The sequence below is a fragment of the Mesobacillus subterraneus genome (assembly GCF_000934845.1).
Lineage (GTDB): Bacteria > Bacillota > Bacilli > Bacillales > Cytobacillaceae > Mesobacillus > Mesobacillus stamsii.
Genome location: NZ_JXIQ01000185.1, coordinates 1 through 19291, shown reverse-complemented (window position 1 = coordinate 19291; position 19291 = coordinate 1). Strand labels below are relative to the sequence as shown.

Annotated in this window: 21 protein-coding genes and 1 pseudogene; 1 reads left to right on the top strand and 21 read right to left on the bottom strand. The window is 42.6% G+C overall.

What is annotated here, in order from left to right:
* Positions 1–31: 31 nt before the first annotated feature.
* The 11 genes from dinG to UB32_RS17255 form a co-directional block, all read right to left on the bottom strand.
* A complete protein-coding gene (gene dinG / locus UB32_RS17305; protein WP_044396123.1) occupies positions 32–2818 on the bottom strand; it encodes an ATP-dependent DNA helicase DinG in 2787 nt (928 codons plus the stop codon).
* Positions 2819–3028: 210 nt separating this feature from the next.
* Positions 3029–3415, bottom strand: coding sequence for an aspartate 1-decarboxylase (gene panD, locus UB32_RS17300; RefSeq protein WP_044396120.1), 387 nt, complete (start codon positions 3413–3415; stop codon positions 3029–3031).
* 12 nt (positions 3416–3427) lie between these two features.
* Entirely contained in the window at positions 3428–4282 is an 855-nt protein-coding gene (gene panC, locus UB32_RS17295; protein ID WP_044396117.1) for a pantoate--beta-alanine ligase, read from the bottom strand.
* Positions 4279–5115: a 3-methyl-2-oxobutanoate hydroxymethyltransferase gene (gene panB / locus UB32_RS17290; RefSeq protein ID WP_044396115.1), complete on the bottom strand. Its 837-nt coding sequence runs from the start codon at positions 5113–5115 to the stop codon at positions 4279–4281. Before panB ends, panC begins: the two co-directional genes overlap by 4 nt.
* 242 nt (positions 5116–5357) lie before the next feature.
* Positions 5358–6353 (bottom strand): biotin--[acetyl-CoA-carboxylase] ligase, encoded by a 996-nt coding sequence (locus tag UB32_RS17285; RefSeq protein WP_044396113.1) that lies wholly within the window; start codon positions 6351–6353, stop codon positions 5358–5360.
* On the bottom strand, positions 6314–7531 hold the full coding sequence (locus tag UB32_RS17280) for a CCA tRNA nucleotidyltransferase (RefSeq protein WP_052807098.1): 1218 nt from the start codon (positions 7529–7531) through the stop codon (positions 6314–6316). Before UB32_RS17280 ends, UB32_RS17285 begins: the two co-directional genes overlap by 40 nt.
* Positions 7512–8657, bottom strand: coding sequence for an N-acetyl-alpha-D-glucosaminyl L-malate synthase BshA (gene bshA / locus UB32_RS17275; RefSeq protein WP_044396109.1), 1146 nt, complete (start codon positions 8655–8657; stop codon positions 7512–7514). The genes UB32_RS17280 and bshA overlap by 20 nt, the downstream gene beginning before the upstream one ends.
* Positions 8654–9370, bottom strand: a complete 717-nt coding sequence (gene bshB1 / locus UB32_RS17270) for a bacillithiol biosynthesis deacetylase BshB1 (RefSeq protein WP_044396107.1) — start codon at positions 9368–9370, stop codon at positions 8654–8656. The genes bshA and bshB1 overlap by 4 nt, the downstream gene beginning before the upstream one ends.
* Positions 9360–9782, bottom strand: a complete 423-nt coding sequence (gene mgsA / locus UB32_RS17265) for a methylglyoxal synthase (protein WP_044396105.1) — start codon at positions 9780–9782, stop codon at positions 9360–9362. Before mgsA ends, bshB1 begins: the two co-directional genes overlap by 11 nt.
* 10 nt (positions 9783–9792) lie before the next feature.
* The gene (gene dapB / locus UB32_RS17260) at positions 9793–10593 is read right to left on the bottom strand and encodes a 4-hydroxy-tetrahydrodipicolinate reductase (RefSeq protein ID WP_044396103.1); all 801 of its coding nucleotides are present in this window, start codon (positions 10591–10593) and stop codon (positions 9793–9795) included.
* A 15-nt stretch (positions 10594–10608) separates the two neighbouring features.
* Positions 10609–10938 carry a nucleotide pyrophosphohydrolase gene (locus tag UB32_RS17255; RefSeq protein WP_044396101.1) on the bottom strand — a complete coding sequence of 110 codons (330 nt, stop codon included), beginning with the start codon at positions 10936–10938 and terminating at the stop codon, positions 10609–10611.
* A gap of 177 nt (positions 10939–11115) precedes the next feature.
* Between UB32_RS17255 and UB32_RS17250 the strand changes: the two genes are divergently transcribed.
* Positions 11116–11988 (top strand): YitT family protein, encoded by an 873-nt coding sequence (locus UB32_RS17250; protein ID WP_128721582.1) that lies wholly within the window; start codon positions 11116–11118, stop codon positions 11986–11988.
* Between the two features lie 26 nt (positions 11989–12014).
* On the opposite strand, the gene UB32_RS17245 is transcribed toward UB32_RS17250, so the two are convergent.
* The 10 genes and pseudogenes from UB32_RS17245 to UB32_RS20110 form a co-directional block, all read right to left on the bottom strand.
* The gene (locus tag UB32_RS17245) at positions 12015–12689 is read right to left on the bottom strand and encodes a zinc metallopeptidase (protein ID WP_044396097.1); all 675 of its coding nucleotides are present in this window, start codon (positions 12687–12689) and stop codon (positions 12015–12017) included.
* 60 nt (positions 12690–12749) lie between these two features.
* Positions 12750–13547 carry a sporulation protein YpjB gene (gene ypjB, locus UB32_RS17240; protein ID WP_044396095.1) on the bottom strand — a complete coding sequence of 266 codons (798 nt, stop codon included), beginning with the start codon at positions 13545–13547 and terminating at the stop codon, positions 12750–12752.
* Positions 13548–13618: 71 nt separating this feature from the next.
* The gene (locus tag UB32_RS17235; RefSeq protein ID WP_044396135.1) at positions 13619–14221 is read right to left on the bottom strand and encodes a DUF1405 domain-containing protein; all 603 of its coding nucleotides are present in this window, start codon (positions 14219–14221) and stop codon (positions 13619–13621) included.
* 75 nt (positions 14222–14296) lie between these two features.
* On the bottom strand, positions 14297–15055 hold the full coding sequence (locus tag UB32_RS17230; RefSeq protein WP_044396093.1) for a menaquinol-cytochrome c reductase cytochrome b/c subunit: 759 nt from the start codon (positions 15053–15055) through the stop codon (positions 14297–14299).
* A 70-nt stretch (positions 15056–15125) separates the two neighbouring features.
* Positions 15126–15800 carry a menaquinol-cytochrome c reductase cytochrome b subunit gene (qcrB, locus tag UB32_RS17225; protein ID WP_044396091.1) on the bottom strand — a complete coding sequence of 225 codons (675 nt, stop codon included), beginning with the start codon at positions 15798–15800 and terminating at the stop codon, positions 15126–15128.
* 3 nt (positions 15801–15803) lie between these two features.
* Complete coding sequence (locus UB32_RS17220; protein WP_044396089.1) at positions 15804–16310, bottom strand: ubiquinol-cytochrome c reductase iron-sulfur subunit; 507 nt, start codon at positions 16308–16310, stop codon at positions 15804–15806.
* 166 nt (positions 16311–16476) lie between these two features.
* Positions 16477–16932 carry a YpiF family protein gene (locus UB32_RS17215; RefSeq protein WP_044396087.1) on the bottom strand — a complete coding sequence of 152 codons (456 nt, stop codon included), beginning with the start codon at positions 16930–16932 and terminating at the stop codon, positions 16477–16479.
* Positions 16933–17143: 211 nt separating this feature from the next.
* Positions 17144–17698 carry a ReoY family proteolytic degradation factor gene (locus UB32_RS17210; RefSeq protein WP_044396085.1) on the bottom strand — a complete coding sequence of 185 codons (555 nt, stop codon included), beginning with the start codon at positions 17696–17698 and terminating at the stop codon, positions 17144–17146.
* 38 nt (positions 17699–17736) lie between these two features.
* Positions 17737–18999: a tetratricopeptide repeat protein gene (locus UB32_RS17205; protein WP_044396083.1), complete on the bottom strand. Its 1263-nt coding sequence runs from the start codon at positions 18997–18999 to the stop codon at positions 17737–17739.
* A 61-nt stretch (positions 19000–19060) separates the two neighbouring features.
* Positions 19061–19291, bottom strand: a pseudogene (locus tag UB32_RS20110) (hypothetical protein); the annotation flags it as partial.

Genomic DNA, 19291 nt, shown 5'->3' with positions numbered 1-19291 from the left:
AAAACAAACGAAAAAAATCCTGATGCTAGGCCTACAGCCAATCATGAATCATGTCAACAATTTCATTGATTGATTTTGATTCGACCGGGACATCAGCCACTGATTTTAAAAAAGCATTTCCGTATTTTGTCGTTACGAGCCTTCGATCAAAGACAAAAATCAGTCCACGGTCATCGGAAGTTCGAATCAACCTTCCAAATCCTTGCTTAAAGCGGAGAATTGCTTCTGGCAAGGAGAACTCAGAAAACGGGTTACCACCATTTTGTTTTATCAACGCGCATTTCGCAGCCGTAAGCGGAGCGTCCGGGGGCGAAAAAGGAAGTCGGACGATAATCAAGCATGAAAGATCTTCTCCTGGTATATCGACACCCTCCCAAAAACTGCTCGTTCCAAACAGAATCGCTTTATCGAACCGTTTGAAATTCCTTGTCAATCTTGACCTGCTGCCTGCAGAAATGCCTTGGGCAATTAGGATAAAATCTTCCAGAAGGCCACTTTCCCTAATCAAATTGTACGCCTTTTTCAGCATTTCATTCGAAGTAAACAGAATCAGCATCCGTCCCTTTGTTGCTTCGGCAATCGAGATGATATGTTCTGTAATTGCCACTACATAGTCATCATCTGAAACAGATTTAATATCTGGCAAGTCCTCTGGGACAACGAGTTTCACTTGTGTTTTGTAGGAGAAGGGAGACGGGATCTGTTTCTCTAGCAAAACTTGCTGTAAACCTAATTCTTTTTTAATGAAACGAAAGGAATGATTAACAGATAAAGTCGCGGATGTTACCACAACACTTTTTTTCCTTGAGAAAAATTGTGCCTCCAGAGATTCGGATACATGGACAGGACGGAAAAAAAAGGCTGTTGAATTTTGCATAGACCGTGTGTCGGCTTCAATCCATTTTACATCCCTTCCCTCTTCCGTAACGATTCTTTTTGCCATGAAGCAAGCTTGTTCTAAATCTTGCATCAAATGTACAACTTCATCTAATATCGCCATTTCCCTTGTTGAAAAGCTGTCCGCACTTCTCCAGGCACCATCCATCCTTTTCTCAAGGGCATTCTGTAAATCTCTAAGCTGAAAATAAACCCTCTCAGCAGTTGTTACTAATGCCGACCATACTCGATTTTCTCTGGCTGGAACCAAGCTTGCCTGTATCTTGCTGCCTTTATTTTTCATAGCCTTCCTTGCATAAGTACCTGCGAGCTTAAAGAGGTCTTCGGTTTCATAGATCAAATCGGCTATCAATTGATTGATTTCAGAGGTTTGCTGATGCTGGGAATGGAGAATGCCAGCCTTGTTCAGCAAGTTTTCCAGCTTATAAAATAGCTGATGTTGTTCGTAAAGTCCGAGTTGATTCAGCATTAACCTAACTGACATATAATCGAGTGACTCTCCAAAATATTTGCCCGCTGCCTTTTCGAATTGATGCCCCTCGTCTAGGATCACATGCTCAAATTCTGGCAAGGACCCGTTTTCAGACACTAAGTCGGCAAGAAGCATCGAATGGTTCGTGATAAGTAGATTCGCGTTTTGCGCATTTTCAATGGCCTTATGATAAAAATCATATTCCTCCCAGTGCTTTGTTTTGATAAAAATGGAGCGGTCATTCTTTATTTTATTCCAGTAAAGCATCCCTCCGCTGGACAAATTGAGTTCATCCACGTCCCCAGTTTCTGTTTGGGTCAGCAAGACAAGAATTTGCATTTTTGTAAGAGCCGTATCGTAATTCTCTTCTATTTCCCTGAGAGACTGTTCAAAGCGAGCCATATTGATATAGTGGTTTCTCCCTTTGATCAGTGCAACCTTCACTTTAGTCTCTAATGCTTTGTTCAGTTTAGGAACATCATTCGACAGCAGCTGCTCCTGAAGCTGGGTTGTATATGTACTGACCACTACTCGGTTATTGCTTTCTAGTGCAAAAATAGCGGAGGGGATCAAGTAACCGAGGGATTTCCCTACCCCAGTTCCAGCTTCGATCAACGCATGTCCGTTTTTATGGAACGCATCATATACAAGGTCCATCATCTCAAATTGTCCCGGCCGCATTTCATATCCAGTAAACGCCCTTTTCAGGAGGGCTTTTTTTTCTTCCATTGTTTTTGGAAAATCAATGACCTGATGCTCTTTCATCTCACTCCCTGTTTTCTTTCTTAATGCTATTCCGCGAAAAACTTCTAAATGCTCTGGTAGTGGTTCGATTCTGGTTTCTTTCCCATTTGATATCTCATCAAAAATCAAATGAAGATCACTTTTCAGTCCCTCTGAAAGCTTTGTAAGTTCTTTAATGGTGACAAGCGGAAGCGCCTCAACAACATTCAGCATGATTAACAGAAGTTCTGCTGTCACACGGGCATCACTATCTGCTTGATGAGGCCGGTCGTGTTGCAGACTCTCCTTTGCAGCAAGATCAGTCAATTGGAAACTATCTGAAGTTGGATAGACAATTCTCGCCATTTCCACTGTGTCAATTACCGGACCATAAAAACCTTCCTCGCCTGCATTTATTAATTCTTCCTGTAGAAAGGAAAGGTCAAATAAGACATTATGTGCCACAAAATAAGCATCTTCTAGCAAATTAGAAACCAATGGAGCGATTTCTTCAAACAATGGAGCATTCTTTAACATGGAATCAGAAATGCCCGTCAGTTCTTCAATGAATACTGGTATTTTCTCCATTGGATTGACGAGAGAGGCGAACTGGTCGGTAATTCGGCCATTTTCCACAACAACTGCTCCAAACTGGATAATTCGGTCTCCTTTTTTTGGAGCATTACCCGTCGTCTCTAAATCGATCACAACAAATTTTTGACTCATTTTTCACTACACCTCTTACCTTCAGTCAAACAAAACCGTACCATTAAAAATCTGAAAATGAAAGCAGGAGCTTACTTGTTTTTTGGATTCGCTCTGTTTACCCCATAGTATCACCATTATACTCCGCTTTAGCGCTAAACACATACAGCTTTTTCGTTCGTGCACCGTCTAATATGAGAAAAAACTCCCGGTGATCGGGAGTTTTTTCCCTTATAAAAATACTGTTTTTTCGGGTTCTGCATGGATCAATTCAACGATATGGTTGTTTTCGTCCATCAATGCAACTTTCGGCTGATGGGTCGCCACTTTCTCCTCAGAAATGAGCGCATAGGAAATGATGATCACAACATCGCCTTCCTGAACTAAACGAGCTGCCGCACCATTTAGGCAAACCACCCTGCTGCCTCTTTCTCCTGCAATAATATACGTTTCAAAACGGGCGCCATTATTATTGTTCACGATTTGTACCTTTTCGTTTGGAACCATCCCGACAGCGTCCAGTATCTCACTGTCGATGGTGATGCTGCCTACATAATTCAAATTTGCCTCCGTAACTCTTGCCCGATGGATTTTGCCGTTCATCATGGTGCGGAACATGGAATATACCTCCTAAAGTTTTTCTACATCTAAAATAATATTGTCGATCAATCTGGCTTTCGAAAACTTGACTGCCAAGGCGATGATCATCCTGCCAGTTACTTTTTCAAGCGATTGCAGCTCAGGATAAGAATAGATTTCAATATAATCGACTACTCCGGCGGTATTATCGTTAATATGCTTCTTTATTATTTCGATTAGCCTTGCTGAACTCCGCTCACCGCTTTCGAGCGCAGCTTTTGCCAAAAGAAGACTTTTGAAGAGCTCTGGCGCCTGTTTTCTTTCTTGTTTATTTAAATAGACATTTCGAGAACTTTTGGCAAGGCCATCCTCTTCCCTGACTATTTCGAGCGAAATCAATTCAATAGGGAAATTAAAATCTGCGACCAAGCCTTCAATCACCGCGACCTGTTGGGCATCCTTCAGCCCAAAATAAGCCCTTGCAGGCTGAACGATGTTGAAAAGCTTAATCAAAACCGTTGCAACCCCATCAAAATGCCCAGGCCTCGATTTGCCGCAAAGGACATTCGTTCTTTCAATTACGGATACTTTCAGCGAGGCATTCTTCGGATACATTTCCTCTGCTGTAGGATAGAAAATATAATCTACCCCTTCCATTTCGGCAATCCTATGATCACGATCAAAATCACGCGGATATGCATCGAGATCCTCAGCAGGGCCAAATTGGAGGGGATTCACGAATATACTTAGGACAACAATTTCATTATCCTGGCGTGCTTTTTTCATCAAGGAAATATGTCCTTCATGCAGGAATCCCATCGTTGGTACGAAGCCAATGCTATTGCCTTCAGCTTTTAATGTTTGCATTTGTTGTTGCATTTCTGTAATCGTCCTAATAATTTTCATTCTCTTCCCCCGTACAATGCCTGCAATTCTTCTTCCTTCATCGTGAATGTATGCTTGTCTTCTGGGAATTCTTTACGCCTCACTTCGGAAACATAGGAACTGAGACCTGCTGTAATTTGCTCATTCACATTCGTATATTGTTTCACAAATTTCGGGACACGATCCACTCCATATGTGATGATATCATGGTAAACAAGTACTTGTCCGTCTACTGCTGCACCTGCTCCAATACCTATGGTCGGAATGGTAAGATCTTTGCTGATTTGTTCAGCAAGCTGCTTTGGAACACATTCGAGTACAATGGCAAAAGCACCGGCTTCTTCACATTTTTTTGCATCGTTTATCAGCTTTTTGGCTTCGTCTGCACTTTTGCCCTGGACTTTATACCCGCCAAGTACACCAACAGATTGCGGGGTCAGGCCAAGATGTGCAACTACCGGTATTCCTGCCTTTGTAAGTGCACGGATATGATCAATGACCTCATCAGCACCCTCTACCTTAACGGCATTAGCCCCTGTCTCTTGCATGACTCTGGCACCATTTAATAAGGTGTCTTTGATTGACAGATGATAGCTCATAAATGGCAAATCGACGACAATAAATGTATTGCCTGCTCCGCGCCGAACGGCTTTTGAATGGTGGACCATATCATCCATTGTTACTGGAATGGTGGAATCATACCCCAGCACGACCATGCCCAAGGAATCTCCAACGAGAATCATATCAGCTTCAGCTTGTTCGGCATGTTTTGCTGAAGGGAAGTCATAGGCAGTTACCATCACAATTTTGTTTCCGCTTTGTTTCATTTTCCAGAAATCAGTTGTTTGTTTCATTTCCTTTCCTCCTTTTCTAAAGAGGAGATAAAACAATCCATTCATGCATGCATGACACTAAAAAAAGACCCAACTATGCCAGAAGGATCTTTTGAAGCCTGCATGTGTTTCATCCCTCCGTCCCAGTCCGATTTCGGATCCAGGCAGAACTATTTTTTTATATGCCTACTAAAGGTGCAGTTCTCTCGATACCGCCCAAATTGATTATAGCAAATGACTGTTTTTTTGGCTACATTATGGAATTATTCATTCATTTTAATATCTGCAGAATAGATATGGTGGATGACACCAGCAGAATCTTCGATTAAGAGAACACCATCTTCCGTGATTCCAATGGTTTTCCCGCTTATTTCCCCCGTTATCGTGCGGGCAATGATCTGTTTACCAATACTGATGGCATAACTTTCCCACATTAATTTTATCGGTAAAAAACCTTTTGTTAAATAAAGCAAGTATAGCTTTTCCAATTTTTCAAGAATTGTCCTGATCAATTCTTCCCTGCCTATTGTCCTACCTGCTTCTATGGAAAGCGAAGAAGCGGTTCGCCGAATTTCTTCAGGGAAATCTGCTTCCAGAGTATTGACATTCATGCCAATGCCGATAATCACTGAATGGATGCTGTCTGCCTCCGCTTGCAATTCGGTCAGAATTCCTGTTATTTTTTTCCCGTTTACCATAATATCGTTTGGCCATTTTATTTGAGGCAACAATTCGGTTGCTTCTTCGATGGCCTGTACGACACCCACCGCAGTAATCAGTGTCAATTGTGGTGCTTTCGAGATTGGAATTTTTGGACGAAGCAGAATGCTCATCCAGATTCCAGTGTGTTTTGGTGAATGCCATTTACGGTCCATTCTTCCTCTGCCAGCAGTTTGTTCTTCTGAAATGACCACTGTTCCTTCTTCGGCAGCTTCATTAGCAAGTTTAGAGGCAATTTTTTGAGTCGACTCCACGCTGTCATAATAGTACAGATTCCTTCCAAAGATTTCTGTCTTTAAGCCGAGAGTGATTTTATCCGCCGTCATTGCGGTTGGGATGGAGACAATCTTGTAGCCTTTTCTCCTGACAGCCTGAAACTGAAAGCCTTCTTTGCGGAGTTCTTCTATTTGTTTCCATATTGCTGTTCTGGAACATCCGGCTATATCTGCCAACTTTTGTCCTGATAAGTATTCATTTTCGTTATTGGTAAAAGCCTCGATCAATTTTTTTCGGATTCCCGATTGAACGCGTTCAGCCATTCCTTTAGTTTCTCCTTTTCATTTGGCACTTTGCCAAAGATTACTGCTCGTTCGATTTCAGCCATTGTTTCGCTTAGCCACGGGCCAGGCTGTTTAGTCATCCATGTCATCACATCATTCCCGGAAACAGCTAATTGCCGGCGATTGTAGATTGGCAGTAAGTCGTATAATTGAATAACCACTTCCAGACTGCATTCATCTTGCCGTAGAGAACCGAATACTTTTTCCGCGCTGATGGCGACATCGAGTCCTGCCTTATAAACGGATTCCAGATTCCATTGGTATTCGAAACGATGTAAAAGCATCGAGTGGATTTGCTTATACCTCTTGATCTTCTGGACAGAATGCTTCCATTCCCTCAAGAAATTGTCGACTTCTTTTCCTGACAGCCCTAATTCAAACAGGAGCAATACCCATATCTCCGCAAGGTCAAGATCTGATGTCAAATGGGAGGAGAAGCTTATTAATTGCCTATTTTTTTCATTTAAACCAGGCAAATACCGAGACATACCACTTTTAGAAAGGAGTTGGATCGCCTCTTGCCTTCGGGGTCCGAGCAGCAATTTTTCAAATTCACTTAATTTTCGTTCGGCAGCTATGTTCTCGAGCCTCTGACTATTTGCCGCTAGCGATTCAAAAGTGTGCTGCTCGATGGAAAAGGATAATTGGGATAGGAACCTGACTGCCCTAAGCATCCTTAACGCATCTTCGCCAAACCGCGCATCTGGATCGCCAACAGTAACAATGATCCTTTGGTCGATCGCATCCCTTCCTCCGAATGGATCGATGATTTGACCTGTTCGATCCATGGCAATCGCATTCATGGTAAAATCACGGCGTTGGAGATCCTCCTTTAGCGAGCGGATAAAGGTAACGCTATCAGGTCTTCGGAAATCAGAATAGCCTGTTTCAGACCGAAAAGTGGTCACTTCATAATGGTTTCTGCCGTGATGGACTAAGATGGTGCCATGCTCAATCCCGACGTCAACGGTCTTGCTGAAAATCCGCTTCAATTCCTCTGGCAAAGCAGACGTAGCAATGTCTACATCAGCAATTGACCGGCCAAGAAGGTGGTCCCTGACAGATCCCCCTACAAAATAAGCTTCATAACCGGCATTTTCAATCAATTCAAGGACAGGTGCCGCCTCTTTAAATAGATTAGGAAGCATCTTCATCATTCTCCAGCAGGCTGTAATAAATGTTTTCGTATACCGAAACAATTTGTTCGGCGCCAAAGTTCGTCTCTGCCCGGTGCAAAGAGTTCAGTGCAAAATGGTCATGGACGCTACGGTTCATAAGGATATGTAGCGCCTTTTCGGTGATTTCTGCTATATTTCCTAGGTCACATATATAACCAGTTTGCCCATCAACAATTACCTCCGGAATCCCTCCGACATTCGTTCCAATGCAAGGTACGCCACATGCCATGGCCTCAAGCGCCACGAGTCCAAAGCTTTCTTTTTCGGACAAAAGAAGCATTAAGTCACTCAATGAGTAAAGCTCCTCCACTCTTTCCTGTTTCCCAAGCAGCAATACTTTCTCTCGAATACCCAGCTCGCTGGCGAGGCTGCATACTCCCTTGATTTCAGGTCCATCTCCGACAAGCAGCAGCTTTGCCGGAAGCTTCTCGGCTATCCCCGCAAACACTCTGATGACATCGAGCGCTCTTTTAACTGGCCGGAAGTTGGAAACGTGGATGATAACTTTTTCATCAGGGAGGATGCCAAGCTCACCCCTGAGGTCTGAAGAATCTACTCGTTTGTTCACCCGAGTATCGATAAAATTGTACACACAGTCAATTTCTTTCTTTGGTTTGATTAATTCATAGGTTTGTTTGATCAATGAAGCAGACACAGCCGTCACATAGTCTGACTTTTCAATTCCGAATCGAATCGCATCCGTCATAGATGGATCATATCCAAGGACGGTAATATCGGTTCCGTGTAGGGTAGTAACGATTTTTAAATCCCTTCCGCTCATCTGACGTGCGAGAATCGCACATACGGCGTGTGGGATAGCGTAATGTACATGAAGAACATCTAAATTCTCCAGAACAGCAACCTCAGCCATTTTGCTAGCCAGAGCAATATCATAGGGAGGGTATTGAAACACAGAGTATTGATTGACCTCTACTTCATGAGAATAAATATTACGGTACATTTTTGTCAACCGGAAAGGAAGACTGGAGGAAATGAAATGAATTTCATGGCCTCTTTCTGCCAGCAGCTTTCCAAGCTCTGTTGCGACAACGCCAGAACCTCCAATTGTCGGGTAACAGGTGATGCCAATTTTTAGTTTCTTCATTTTTCTTCCCCTAACAAATCGTTATCGATCAACAGCGGCTTTTTCGACAAAAAGCCCTCAGCAAAAACCACACCTGCTTCCTTGCCAAATAACCTTTCCCGAGCCTCTACTGTTTCGATATAGCCGTTGATAAGCGGTGTATCAAAAGCAGCAGCGTTTTTCCTGAACTGACTTTCATAAGCATGGAGGGCATCCAATTTCTTATCCATAAACTCAGATACATTTACAACGAAATCAGGTTTATGAAAACCATTGACCATATAGAAATAGATCGCTTTTGGCCGGTGAGCATCCAGCCCCGCCTGTTCATCATATTTTCTTATCGCTGTCGAAAAGACCGCCTCCTCAACAAGGCGCGCACAGCTGCCGTGGTCAGGATGACGGTCGATAATATAGGGTGCAAAGACCAATTCCGGGCGATACCGCCTAATCACTCTAACGATTTCCTTTATGTATTCATCGTTAAGAAACAAGCCCCTATCCGGGATGTCAAGTGTTTCCCTCACCCGAACTCCAAGGATATTCGCCGCCTCTTTCGCTTCTTGCATCCTTGTCTCTACAGTCCCGTTTGAGGACATTTCTGCTCTTGTTAAATCACAGATGCCAATTATTTTTCCCTTTGCAGCAAATTTGGCAATCGTTCCGCCCATGCCGATTTCCACATCATCTGCATGGGCGCCAAAAGCCAATATATCTAGCTTACTAGCTTCCATGTTTCTCACCAAATATCTCTTTCACTACGTTTCTCCAATCAAGATCGCCTCGCTCCATGCCTCTTATCAGTATTTCGGCCGTTCCCATATTGGTTGCAAGAGGAACGGCATATACATCACAAAGACGGACGAGGGCTGTGACATCTGGTTCATGCGGCTGGGCAGTCAGCGGATCTCTGAAAAAAAATACAGCGTCGATTTGATTATTGGCGATCCGGGCGCCGATTTCCTGGTCTCCTCCCAGCGGACCTGAGCGGAATCTTTGAATCTCTAACCCGGTTGCTTCCATGATTCTTAAACCAGTGGTTCCAGTGGCAAATAATTGATGTTTTTCAAAGATATGTTTGTATGCGACCGAAAATCCCACCAAATCATCCTTTTTCTTATCATGAGCGATTAAGGCAATATTCATAAACTCTCCCCTATTCGATGATATTCTCTAATCCATAAACAAAAGCATCCATTTTCATTACAGTATCAACAGCCAGTTTTACACCAGACATAAAGGAGCTGCGATGATAGGAATCATGCCGGATTGTGAGCGTTTGTCCATCAGCACCAAACATAACCTGCTGGTGGGCAATCAGACCTGGCAGCCTCACTGAATGGATATGCATGCCTTGATAATCAGCACCGCGGGCTCCATGCAAGGTTTCTTTTTCGTCCTGGTGTCCCTGTCTTTTTGCTTCCCTGACATCGGCAATCATCTGCGCTGTTTTCACTGCGGTTCCAGATGGCGCATCAAGCTTCTGGTCATGATGAAGTTCAATGATTTCCACATCAGGGAAGTATTTCGCAGCCATTCGAGAAAATTTCATCATCAATACAGCTCCAACAGCAAAGTTTGGTGCAATGATGCAGCCCGTTTCCTGTTCCGAACAAAGCTGCTCCAGTTCAGCAAGATCCTCATCGGAAAAACCAGTCGTACCAACTACAGGACGGACTTTGTATTTCAGAGCTGTTCTAGTATGGAACATGCCGACTTCCGGTGTAGTAAGATCAATCAGAACGTCCGGTTCCGTCTCCTGGAGACATTTCTCGAAATCTGTGTAGATCATCGCATCACTTTCTGGAAAACCGTCAAGATCACCAACTTTGAATCCTTCATATTTTCGGTCAACTGCTCCGACAAGTGCATACGTTTCAGACTGAAGGACGAGATGGACTGCTTCTTTCCCCATCCTTCCTCGTGGACCTGCAATAACAATTTTCACTTTTTCCAATCCAAACCCTCTCCTTTAGCTGTCTTTCCTTGTCCAGCGATCTTTATCCCTAGTTTTAAATTTTTCCATGACTTTGTTATGTGCTTCTTCTAGGTCTATATGTAGCGAGTTGGCAAAGCAAATCATAACAAACAACATGTCTCCCAGCTCTTCTTCGATTGTTTTTTCCTGTTCGGCTTTTTTCTTAGGCTTTTCTCCATAGTAATGGTTCACTTCCCGAGCCAGTTCACCAAGCTCCTCCGTCATCCGTGCCGTCAAAGCCAGGGGACTGAAATAGCCTTCCTTGAACTGGCTGATATAATCGTCCACTTCCTGCTGGAGTTTCTTGACCGTCTTGTTACTCATGAAACCCACCCAATCTTTTTATGTATGCTTATCTATATCGATGTTAGCTCAACAGAGTAGCTTTGACAAACATTTTTATTTCCTATCCTTTTAAAAGATTGCCCTTGCTTGCTATTTTTTATATAATAAAAGCGCTTTAGTCAGGGGTTTTGTCCCTGACACTAGGAGGGAATTCATTTGCTTAATGGCCTGAAGATCAAAAATATCTTGTTCATTTTGCTCGGTGCTGCTATTTTTTCGTTTGGTCTTGTCCATTTCAATATGCAGAACAACCTTGCAGAAGGTGGTTTTACCGGGATCACACTCTTATTGTATTTCGTATATGGCTGGTCTCCTTCCATCACTAACCTGCTGCTGAACCTGCCCCTGTTCTTCCTCGGCTGGAAACTTCTTGGACGAAATATTTTTATTTACACGATCATCGGCACGATCGGTGTATCGCTATTTTTGAGTATTTTCCAAAAATACACAATCAACATGCCTTTGTATGAGGATTTGTTTTTAGCGGCATTGTTTGCTGGGGTTTTTATTGGCATCGGACTTGGAATTATTTTCCGATACGGTGGGACAACTGGCGGAGTGGATATCATCGCAAGGCTTGCTCAAAAGTATTTAGGCTGGACAATGGGCCGGACGATGTTCATGTTCGACTTTTTTGTCATCACCCTGTCACTTATAACTTATTTAAACTATCGTGAAGCGATGTACACGCTCGTCGTCGTATTTGTTGGAGCGAGGGTAATAGATTTTATGCAGGAAGGGGCCTATGCTGCAAGAGGGGCAATGATCATTTCTGATAAAAACGAAGAGATCGCTGCGAACATTATGAAAGAAATGGACCGCGGAGTAACCAGTTTAAAGGCGGTTGGTTCTTATACGAAGGCAGAAAGGGATGTTCTTTACTGCGTTGTTGCGAAAAATGAAATCGTCACCCTTAAGAATGTGATTAACTCAGTGGACCCACATGCTTTCGTTTCTGTTACCGTCGTCCATGATGTTCTAGGTGAGGGCTTCACACTCGATGAAAACAAACTTCCACTGGAAAGATAAAAAAAATCCGGAAAAGTCCGGATTTTTTAGTCTTCACTTGTCATTCCAGTATAAATCATTACTAGACGCACCAATTCCAGAACTGCAACTGCTGCTGCGGCAACATAAGTCAAAGCTGCTGCATTTAAAACCTTCTTTGTTTCTCTTTCTTCATCATTGCGGATAATCCCTGCTGAGACTACTTGGTCCATCGCACGGTTGGAAGCATTGAATTCAACTGGTAAAGTAATTACCTGGAAGACAACAGCCGCCGCCATGAAAAGAATACCAAGCAGAAGCATTCCACTCAAGTTTGCAAAAATCCCTATCATGATCAAAACCCAAGAGAAGTTAGAACCAAGGCTTGCTACCGGAACTAGCGCATGGCGGAATCGAAGAAATGCATAATCTTCGGCATCCTGCATGGCATGGCCAACTTCATGGGCAGCAATGGCTGCTGCTGCAACGGAATGACCAACAAAGTTATCTGATGAGAGACGGACAACTTTTGTCCGTGGGTCATAGTGATCACTTAAATACCCTCTTGTTTCCTCGACACTCACATTATATAAACCGTTGTCATCCAATATTTTTCGGGCGACTTCCGCTCCTGTCATCCGGGATGAGGAAGCCACTTGTGAGTACTTTTTGTATGCGCCTTTGACTTTGAATTGAGCCCAAATCGGGATCAAAATAATAATCGCGAAATAAATAAGATACATCTTTGACCTCCTTTTTTATTCTAGCAGTTATCATTATTTTATTAATACTTATAAAAACTGTCAACTTTTACGTTCGTTTTGAACATCCTTTGTTTTCTGGCGATTGCCAATATATTTTCTCCAGCCAACGTAAGACAATGTAAGGATGATGATGCTTCCGGTCGATATCATCACCCACCACAGCGAAGGATCTGCTTCATCCTCTGTCAAACCATCAAACAGATTTTGCAAATCCGTTTGTAAAGCCTCCAGTTCTTTCCTGTCCGAGGCCTTTTGGAGTAATTGCGGGCGATACTGGTCGATATAACTTACTTTTGCATCCACCTTTTGGATTGTTACCGGGTCGATATCAATGTTCATGCTAGGGTGGATGACGTTGTATAATGCAAGAAATGAGTTAAGCTTCCTGTCAAAACGATCGTTGTCCCCTTGATAGGCAGCAGTTTTCATATCATTAAAAACAGTCATGATTGGATCTTCCATCTCGGCCCACAAAGGTTGGTGGGTGGAGACAATCGCGTCAATCACCAGCCGGAATTTTGTCACCCTATTCATTTTTTCAGCATGTCCAAGATCATTATTGGCAACTGCCTCCAATGCCTCATCATGAGCAACCGTAATGATGCGCAGTTCATCCATTGCAAATGGACGGCCATTTCCTGTCACCAGCAAAAATTCTTCAGAAAAATACTCCAGCAATCTATTTGCATCTTTATACCGATGAAGCTTGACCATTTGCAAAGCTTGGTCTGATATATTGTCCAGCTCTTCAACAGGCGACGTTGGTTCTGCATATGCTGCAAACGGCACAATCCACATTAGCACCGCAAATAATATGAGTAATTTTTTTGCTTTCATTCCTGTCCCCCCCTAAATACTATTAAAAATGTATGAAAGGGTGGACAAGGTTATACCAAAAATCCATGAGGTTATCTTGACCTTTTTAACGATAGATGGAAGCGGGACGGCCTTAGTCCAAAGTAATATCCAACTGCAATCGAGAAAATACTAAGCCAAAAAGTAAAATACCCTATCTGGTCCATATATAAATCTAGCGTATGATACCTTGGCATCATCATAAAAACATAATCGATCATTTCATTATGCAAAACAACCACAGCTGCAACAATCAGATGCCAGGGTTTCATCCGATAAAAAGGAGCATAAAGGACCCCTTCCACTGCCATCGAAAAATGGGAAGCCATCAACATTAGCCCAATCCAATCCAGCTGTCCAGAGACGAAGTAAACCATTAAATTCATGGCCACCGCCCAAAGACCATATTTTACGAGGCTGACGATCGCCAAAGCTTCCATCAGCGGCCAGTTTCTCCCCATTAATAAGGCGGCAAGCACGAATACAAAAAATAAGCTGGCGGTTGGACTATCAGGCACAAAAAGCCAGAATCGTGGCGGCGTGTCCACCAGTTGCCATTTATACCAGTAGTATCCGTAGGCAGTTCCTAGCACATTGACCCAAAGTAAAAGCCAGAGGATCGATCTGTTTCCAAGCAAAGGATAAAGTTTCTTTATCATTCGACTACTCCATTCCTTTTTTCTCATTTGAAAAAAAAGAACCTGCAAAATGTGATTACAGGTTCCTAGCTATTATTTGCTTAGACCGTCGATAAACTCAGATAGCGTCTTAAGTTCTTCGTCCGTCCCTTTAAAAACTGCAGGCATATTGCCTCGCCCATTCTTGGCGACATCAGCAATTTCTTCCGCATTTAATTTTGTTTCAAGCAGGCTCGGTGCTGCAGCTCCGCCGGAAAGTTCCCCGCCATGGCAGGAAGTACAAGTCTGCGCCTGGGCAATTTTGTAACCATCAGAATTCTTATCGATTTCTACATCGACAATCTGTCCCTGTTTCTCTGCAGCAGCCCAGTCATGAGTAGCAACCGATTCCCAAGTCAGGTAAAAAACTGAAGCAATTGCCAGTAGCATAAACCCTGTCGCAAGCGGGCGTTTTGATGGACGGCGCTCAATGCCGCCGTCAATAAAAGGAGCCAACAGTAATGCACCGAAAGCCAGTCCAGGAATAACCATAGCACCAATTACAGTATACGGACCTGAAGCATAAGAATATTTCAGCAATTGATATAAGAATAAGAAATACCAGTCTGGCATTGGAATATAAGCCGTATCTGTAGGATCGGCAATCCTTTCTAGCGGAGACGGGTGAGCAATGGTCAAGCTCAAGTATCCGATTAAGAAAACAGCACCAACCATCCATTCTTTCAATAGGAAGTTAGGCCAAAACGCTTCCGTTTTGCCAGGGTATTCCGAGTAATCTTTCGGAATATTAGGCTTGCGGTCTGCAGGAACACGTGAGTCTCCTACGAACTTCATCCCTTTTCCACGATGCATCGAATGATCCCCTCCTTTTTCCGTATCGTTGAACGAATCTTATTTCGCGCAACGTAATTTTTTCAAGTTTTTACAATGGACCAGAAATACCTTGCTTCCGAATCATTAAGAAGTGTGCTCCCATTAAGCCTAAAAGTGCAGCAGGCAGGAAGAATACGTGGATTGCAAAAAAACGTGTCAATGTTTGGGCACCAACGATTGTTGAATGGCCGGAAAGTAATATTTTAATGTAAGGCCCAATCAATGGGACAGCCTCTGCAATTTGTAATGTAACCTTGGTTGCGAATAATGCTTTCATATCCCAAGGAAGCAGATAGCCTGTCAAGCCAAGACCTAGCATAACAAAGAAAATCAGAACTCCGACAACCCAGTTCAATTCACGTGGTTTCTTATAAGCACCCTGGAAAAACACACGAAGAGTATGTAAGAACATCATCACAATAACAAGGCTTGCTCCCCAGTGATGCATGCCACGGACGATTTGCCCAAACGCTACTTGATTTTGAAGATAATATACAGATTCCCAGGCATTCTTTATGTCCGGCACATAATACATAGTCAGGAACATTCCGGAAAGAATCTGAATGACAGTAATAAAAAACGTCAAACCACCAAAGCAGTACACGAACGCAGAAAAATGATGCGCCGGATTAACGTGTTCTGGAACTTCATGATCCGCGATGTCGCGCCACAAAGGCGTAATATCCAATCTTTCATCTACCCAATCGTAAATTTTGTTTAACAAAGATTACGCCCCCTTTCGTGGTTCGGCTTTTCCTACATAAAGGAATCCATCTTTTTCTTTCGTTGGATATACATCCAATGGTGCTAATGGCGGTGTACCCGGAACATTTGTTCCATCTTTTTCATAACGGCCGTAGTGGCAAGGACAGAAGAATTGTTCAGGATGTTCCTTGTCCGTCCCCCAGTCTACTATACAACCGAGGTGTTTACACACCGGCGACAAAGCAACGATTTCCCCAGCTTCATTTTTGAAAACCCATGCTGTTCCTGTTTCTTCTGATTCATACCAAGCATCTTTTTGTTTGAATTTAAAGTTAACTTTTTGCGGTTCAGTATTAATATCTGTGGTCTTCAATGGAGTTGCGATAAAATCTCCTGTGTCTTCCCCTTTTAGCACAGGATCGACGGCAAAACGAACCATTGGCATCAGCATCCCTGCAGCCATGAAACCGCCTACACCAGTTAGTGTATAGCTTAAGAATTGACGTCTTGAAACACGATGCTTACTCACCCTATTCCCCCCTTTATTCCCAAGTTAAGTCCCAAACGGACATAATTTAAACATATTTTAAACACATTTTACTACTAGGACATAACCATGATATATCAATCTCATTACAAAATCAATATAATACTATGTTGAAAACATTTTTTTCAGTGATAAAAATAACAGTTGATTATTTTTCATTCCATAGCTCAATGAATAAAGGTAATAATTGCTTTACTTGTTCTTCGACGATCGTTCTCTTTTGCTCGTCCTGCATCTGATCCAGAGACAAGGAAGGAATCCATAGGACGTTTCCTTTCAAGTCTTTTTCCCGCTGCCTCCAGCTGCTGTCAGACGTAACATAAAAAATGTGGTGAAACTGCTTTTCCAGCAGGGTATTTTCCCAATGATTCAAAGCAATTAAGCTGTCCACTTCATCCTTCATGTACACAAAACCAGGAAAAAGGAAGATTCGTCCTCTAAACTGCTTTTCCAGCTGAGTCGTTAGCAGCCCTGTGAACTCAGCCATAGAAGCATGTTGTTTCATCTCGGCGTCAAACGATACCGGCAAAAGCGGGACGATTACCGTATCTACGTACTCAGCAGCCTTTTGAAACATCTCAACATCTGCTGCCACCCATCTCATAACACATCAACTCCATCTTTCCATTAGACTTGAACTGTATGCATAAGCTCTCCATTATGTACTTTATACCTCCATTCTATCATATCATCTTTAAACTGAGTTTAAGGATGGGAAATTTTTTTCACAGTCTAAACTATAGGTATATGGAATTGCAGTCATAAAACGGGACCAGGTTAAACCAGGCAAAATAAAAAGCCTGCGTTTTAGCAAGCTATAAAGAGTTAACTGCACTTAATTTTTTTAGTTGCTCTGTAAGGCGTTCGAAGGCTTCCTGGTCCTGACTGTCCAATGCCTGGTCAATCAGGGACAACAATTTGTCTCTTTGGAAATGATGGATGCTTTCCTCAAGAAATCTTTCTGCCACCAATTTATCGCTTTCACTGATTTGGATCTGTCCTGGCATATATGGATTTTCTTCCAGAACGGCCGCAAACTGATGGGCTTTGTTTGAAGCATGGAAATTTAATTGAATATAAATTTCTTCTTCCCGGTTCAAACGAATATCATGAAAAGACTTCTCAGCATCTGTGGTCATAACATTAGCCTTGAAGAACCGGAAAGGCACCTCATCCACGCAATGGGTGGACATTACTAATCCCCTTGGACAATGCTCGATATTATCCACAAAGTGTACCTTTTCCATCAGCTGATCATGGCTCATCAAGTAGTTAAGGATCCAAACACATTCCCGCTTTTTCAGCTGATAATGGTTCAAAAACCAGCGGATAAAATCCTTTTTCTCGTTGACAGATACAGGGGTTGTCATTTTTGAATCCCTCCTCTGCATAACTCAAATATTTTCGGTTACTGATTTTCCGTCAAACGCTCCAGCATTTCACGGAATTCTTCATTGCCTGGTTCCTTTTCAACTAACATACTTAGAATTTCGGCAGCGACATCCATTTTTCCTTCTTCAATTAAAAAATATCCGTAGTCTGACAAAAATTCTTTGTCGTCTTTAAAGAAAGTATATGCTAGTTGGTATTTGTTTAATGCCTGTGAATATTCTTCCTTATGCTGATAGGCGATTGCTGCATCCCAGAGAATTTGCGGTTCCTCGTCTTCATTGTAATCCACAATACTAATTAGCTCCAAAACATCCTCATACCGCTCTTGCTTCAATAAAAGTTTGTTCAGCACAAGCATTCCTTCCATGAACCCTGGATCAAGCGCAATCGCCTCACGAATCATCTTTTCTGCAGTCTCCTCATCCGGAAGCTTAAGAGCGAGCTTGCCACCAAAAAAGTATAGCTCTTTATTGTATTCATCCTGCTCAACGCCCTGCTTGACAGCCTCAAACGCTTCCTCAACCATTCCTTCCCGTTCATAGGCCTTGGCCAGATGGAGGTAAAGTGAGTGATATTCCGGGTCGAATGTCTTCAATTCCTCAAATTTTTCGATGGCTGTTTTATTAAAACCAGCCTGCAATGCTGTAAAAGCATAGCCGAATAAAGTATTGATTTCCAGCTTCTGTTCCAAGGCGATATCGTAAAAATGCAGCGCTTCTTCAAAGGATCCTCCGGCGCTTAACGTGTCCGCCAGCCGCTGATTGATGTTTACTCCGCCGATTTCTTCTTGTATTTTTAGGACCGTTTCATAATGCGAAATCGCTTCTGCAAGCCTTCCTTGATGAGCGTAAAGTTCACCTAAAGCAAAATCAATCACCGTTTCATCTGGCAACAATCTTTTTGCTTCGAGCAACTTGTTTTCGCTCACTTCATAGAGACCTTCCATCTGATATAAATCAGCCAACAAGAGCAGAGCCTGAGGAAAAGCCGGGTCATCCTTTTCCACCTTTTCAAGAGCAAGCATAGCCTCTTCTTCTTTGCCGAGTTCTATTCTTGTTTCTGCTAACAGAACAAGGAGTTCTCCCTCATCAGGATAATTTTTTACTAAACTTTCCATCAAAGCCTCTGTTTCTTCCATAAATCCATAACGGAAAAGCTCTTCAGAAAGCAGAAATTTCTCTTCGTCCTTTCCATGATCAAGTATTTCCCTATAAGCAGACATTGCTTTATCAAGCTGTCCATTTTCGATTAGATTAGTTATTTCCTTTACTGCGGCCATTGCAATCATCCTATCCAAATTATTAAGCACTTAGTTGTTTTAAAGGTACCCGTTCCGTTTTTCAATCTTGATCAGTAAAAAATCCTGGTGTTTTAATTATAACATTCTCTCCCTTTCCTGGCCGATAATAAACCTCCGTTCCTGCTCGAATGACTTTTCCTTTGTCCACCGTCACTGCTAAATGCTTGGATTGGAAAAATAATGCTTGCTCCTCACAATAATTTGCTACTGCCTCCATATTATAGAGATTATAGCTGACTTCCCCGCCATTCAGCTTTGAGGAGTAAAAATT

Excerpts from the sequence above, each read along its gene's own strand:
- panD (WP_044396120.1), bottom strand. The coding sequence starts at position 3,415 with ATGTTCCGCACCATGATGAACGGCAAAATCCATCGGGCAAGAGTTACG.
- dinG (WP_044396123.1), bottom strand. The coding sequence starts at position 2,818 with ATGAGTCAAAAATTTGTTGTGATCGATTTAGAGACGACGGGTAATGCT.
- UB32_RS17255 (WP_044396101.1), bottom strand. The coding sequence starts at position 10,938 with ATGAGTAACAAGACGGTCAAGAAACTCCAGCAGGAAGTGGACGATTAT.
- bshB1 (WP_044396107.1), bottom strand. The coding sequence starts at position 9,370 with ATGGAAGCTAGTAAGCTAGATATATTGGCTTTTGGCGCCCATGCAGAT.
- UB32_RS17210 (WP_044396085.1), bottom strand. The coding sequence starts at position 17,698 with ATGACAACCCCTGTATCTGTCAACGAGAAAAAGGATTTTATCCGCTGG.
- UB32_RS17285 (WP_044396113.1), bottom strand. The coding sequence starts at position 6,353 with ATGGCTGAACGCGTTCAATCGGGAATCCGAAAAAAATTGATCGAGGCT.
- panC (WP_044396117.1), bottom strand. The coding sequence starts at position 4,282 with ATGAAAATTATTAGGACGATTACAGAAATGCAACAACAAATGCAAACA.
- mgsA (WP_044396105.1), bottom strand. The coding sequence starts at position 9,782 with ATGAATATTGCCTTAATCGCTCATGATAAGAAAAAGGATGATTTGGTG.
- panB (WP_044396115.1), bottom strand. The coding sequence starts at position 5,115 with ATGAAACAAACAACTGATTTCTGGAAAATGAAACAAAGCGGAAACAAA.
- UB32_RS17280 (WP_052807098.1), bottom strand. The coding sequence starts at position 7,531 with ATGATGAAGATGCTTCCTAATCTATTTAAAGAGGCGGCACCTGTCCTT.
- UB32_RS17230 (WP_044396093.1), bottom strand. The coding sequence starts at position 15,055 with ATGCATCGTGGAAAAGGGATGAAGTTCGTAGGAGACTCACGTGTTCCT.
- UB32_RS17245 (WP_044396097.1), bottom strand. The coding sequence starts at position 12,689 with ATGTATCTTATTTATTTCGCGATTATTATTTTGATCCCGATTTGGGCT.
- UB32_RS17205 (WP_044396083.1), bottom strand. The coding sequence starts at position 18,999 with ATGGCCGCAGTAAAGGAAATAACTAATCTAATCGAAAATGGACAGCTT.
- UB32_RS17215 (WP_044396087.1), bottom strand. The coding sequence starts at position 16,932 with ATGAGATGGGTGGCAGCAGATGTTGAGATGTTTCAAAAGGCTGCTGAG.
- bshA (WP_044396109.1), bottom strand. The coding sequence starts at position 8,657 with ATGAAGAAACTAAAAATTGGCATCACCTGTTACCCGACAATTGGAGGT.
- ypjB (WP_044396095.1), bottom strand. The coding sequence starts at position 13,547 with ATGAAAGCAAAAAAATTACTCATATTATTTGCGGTGCTAATGTGGATT.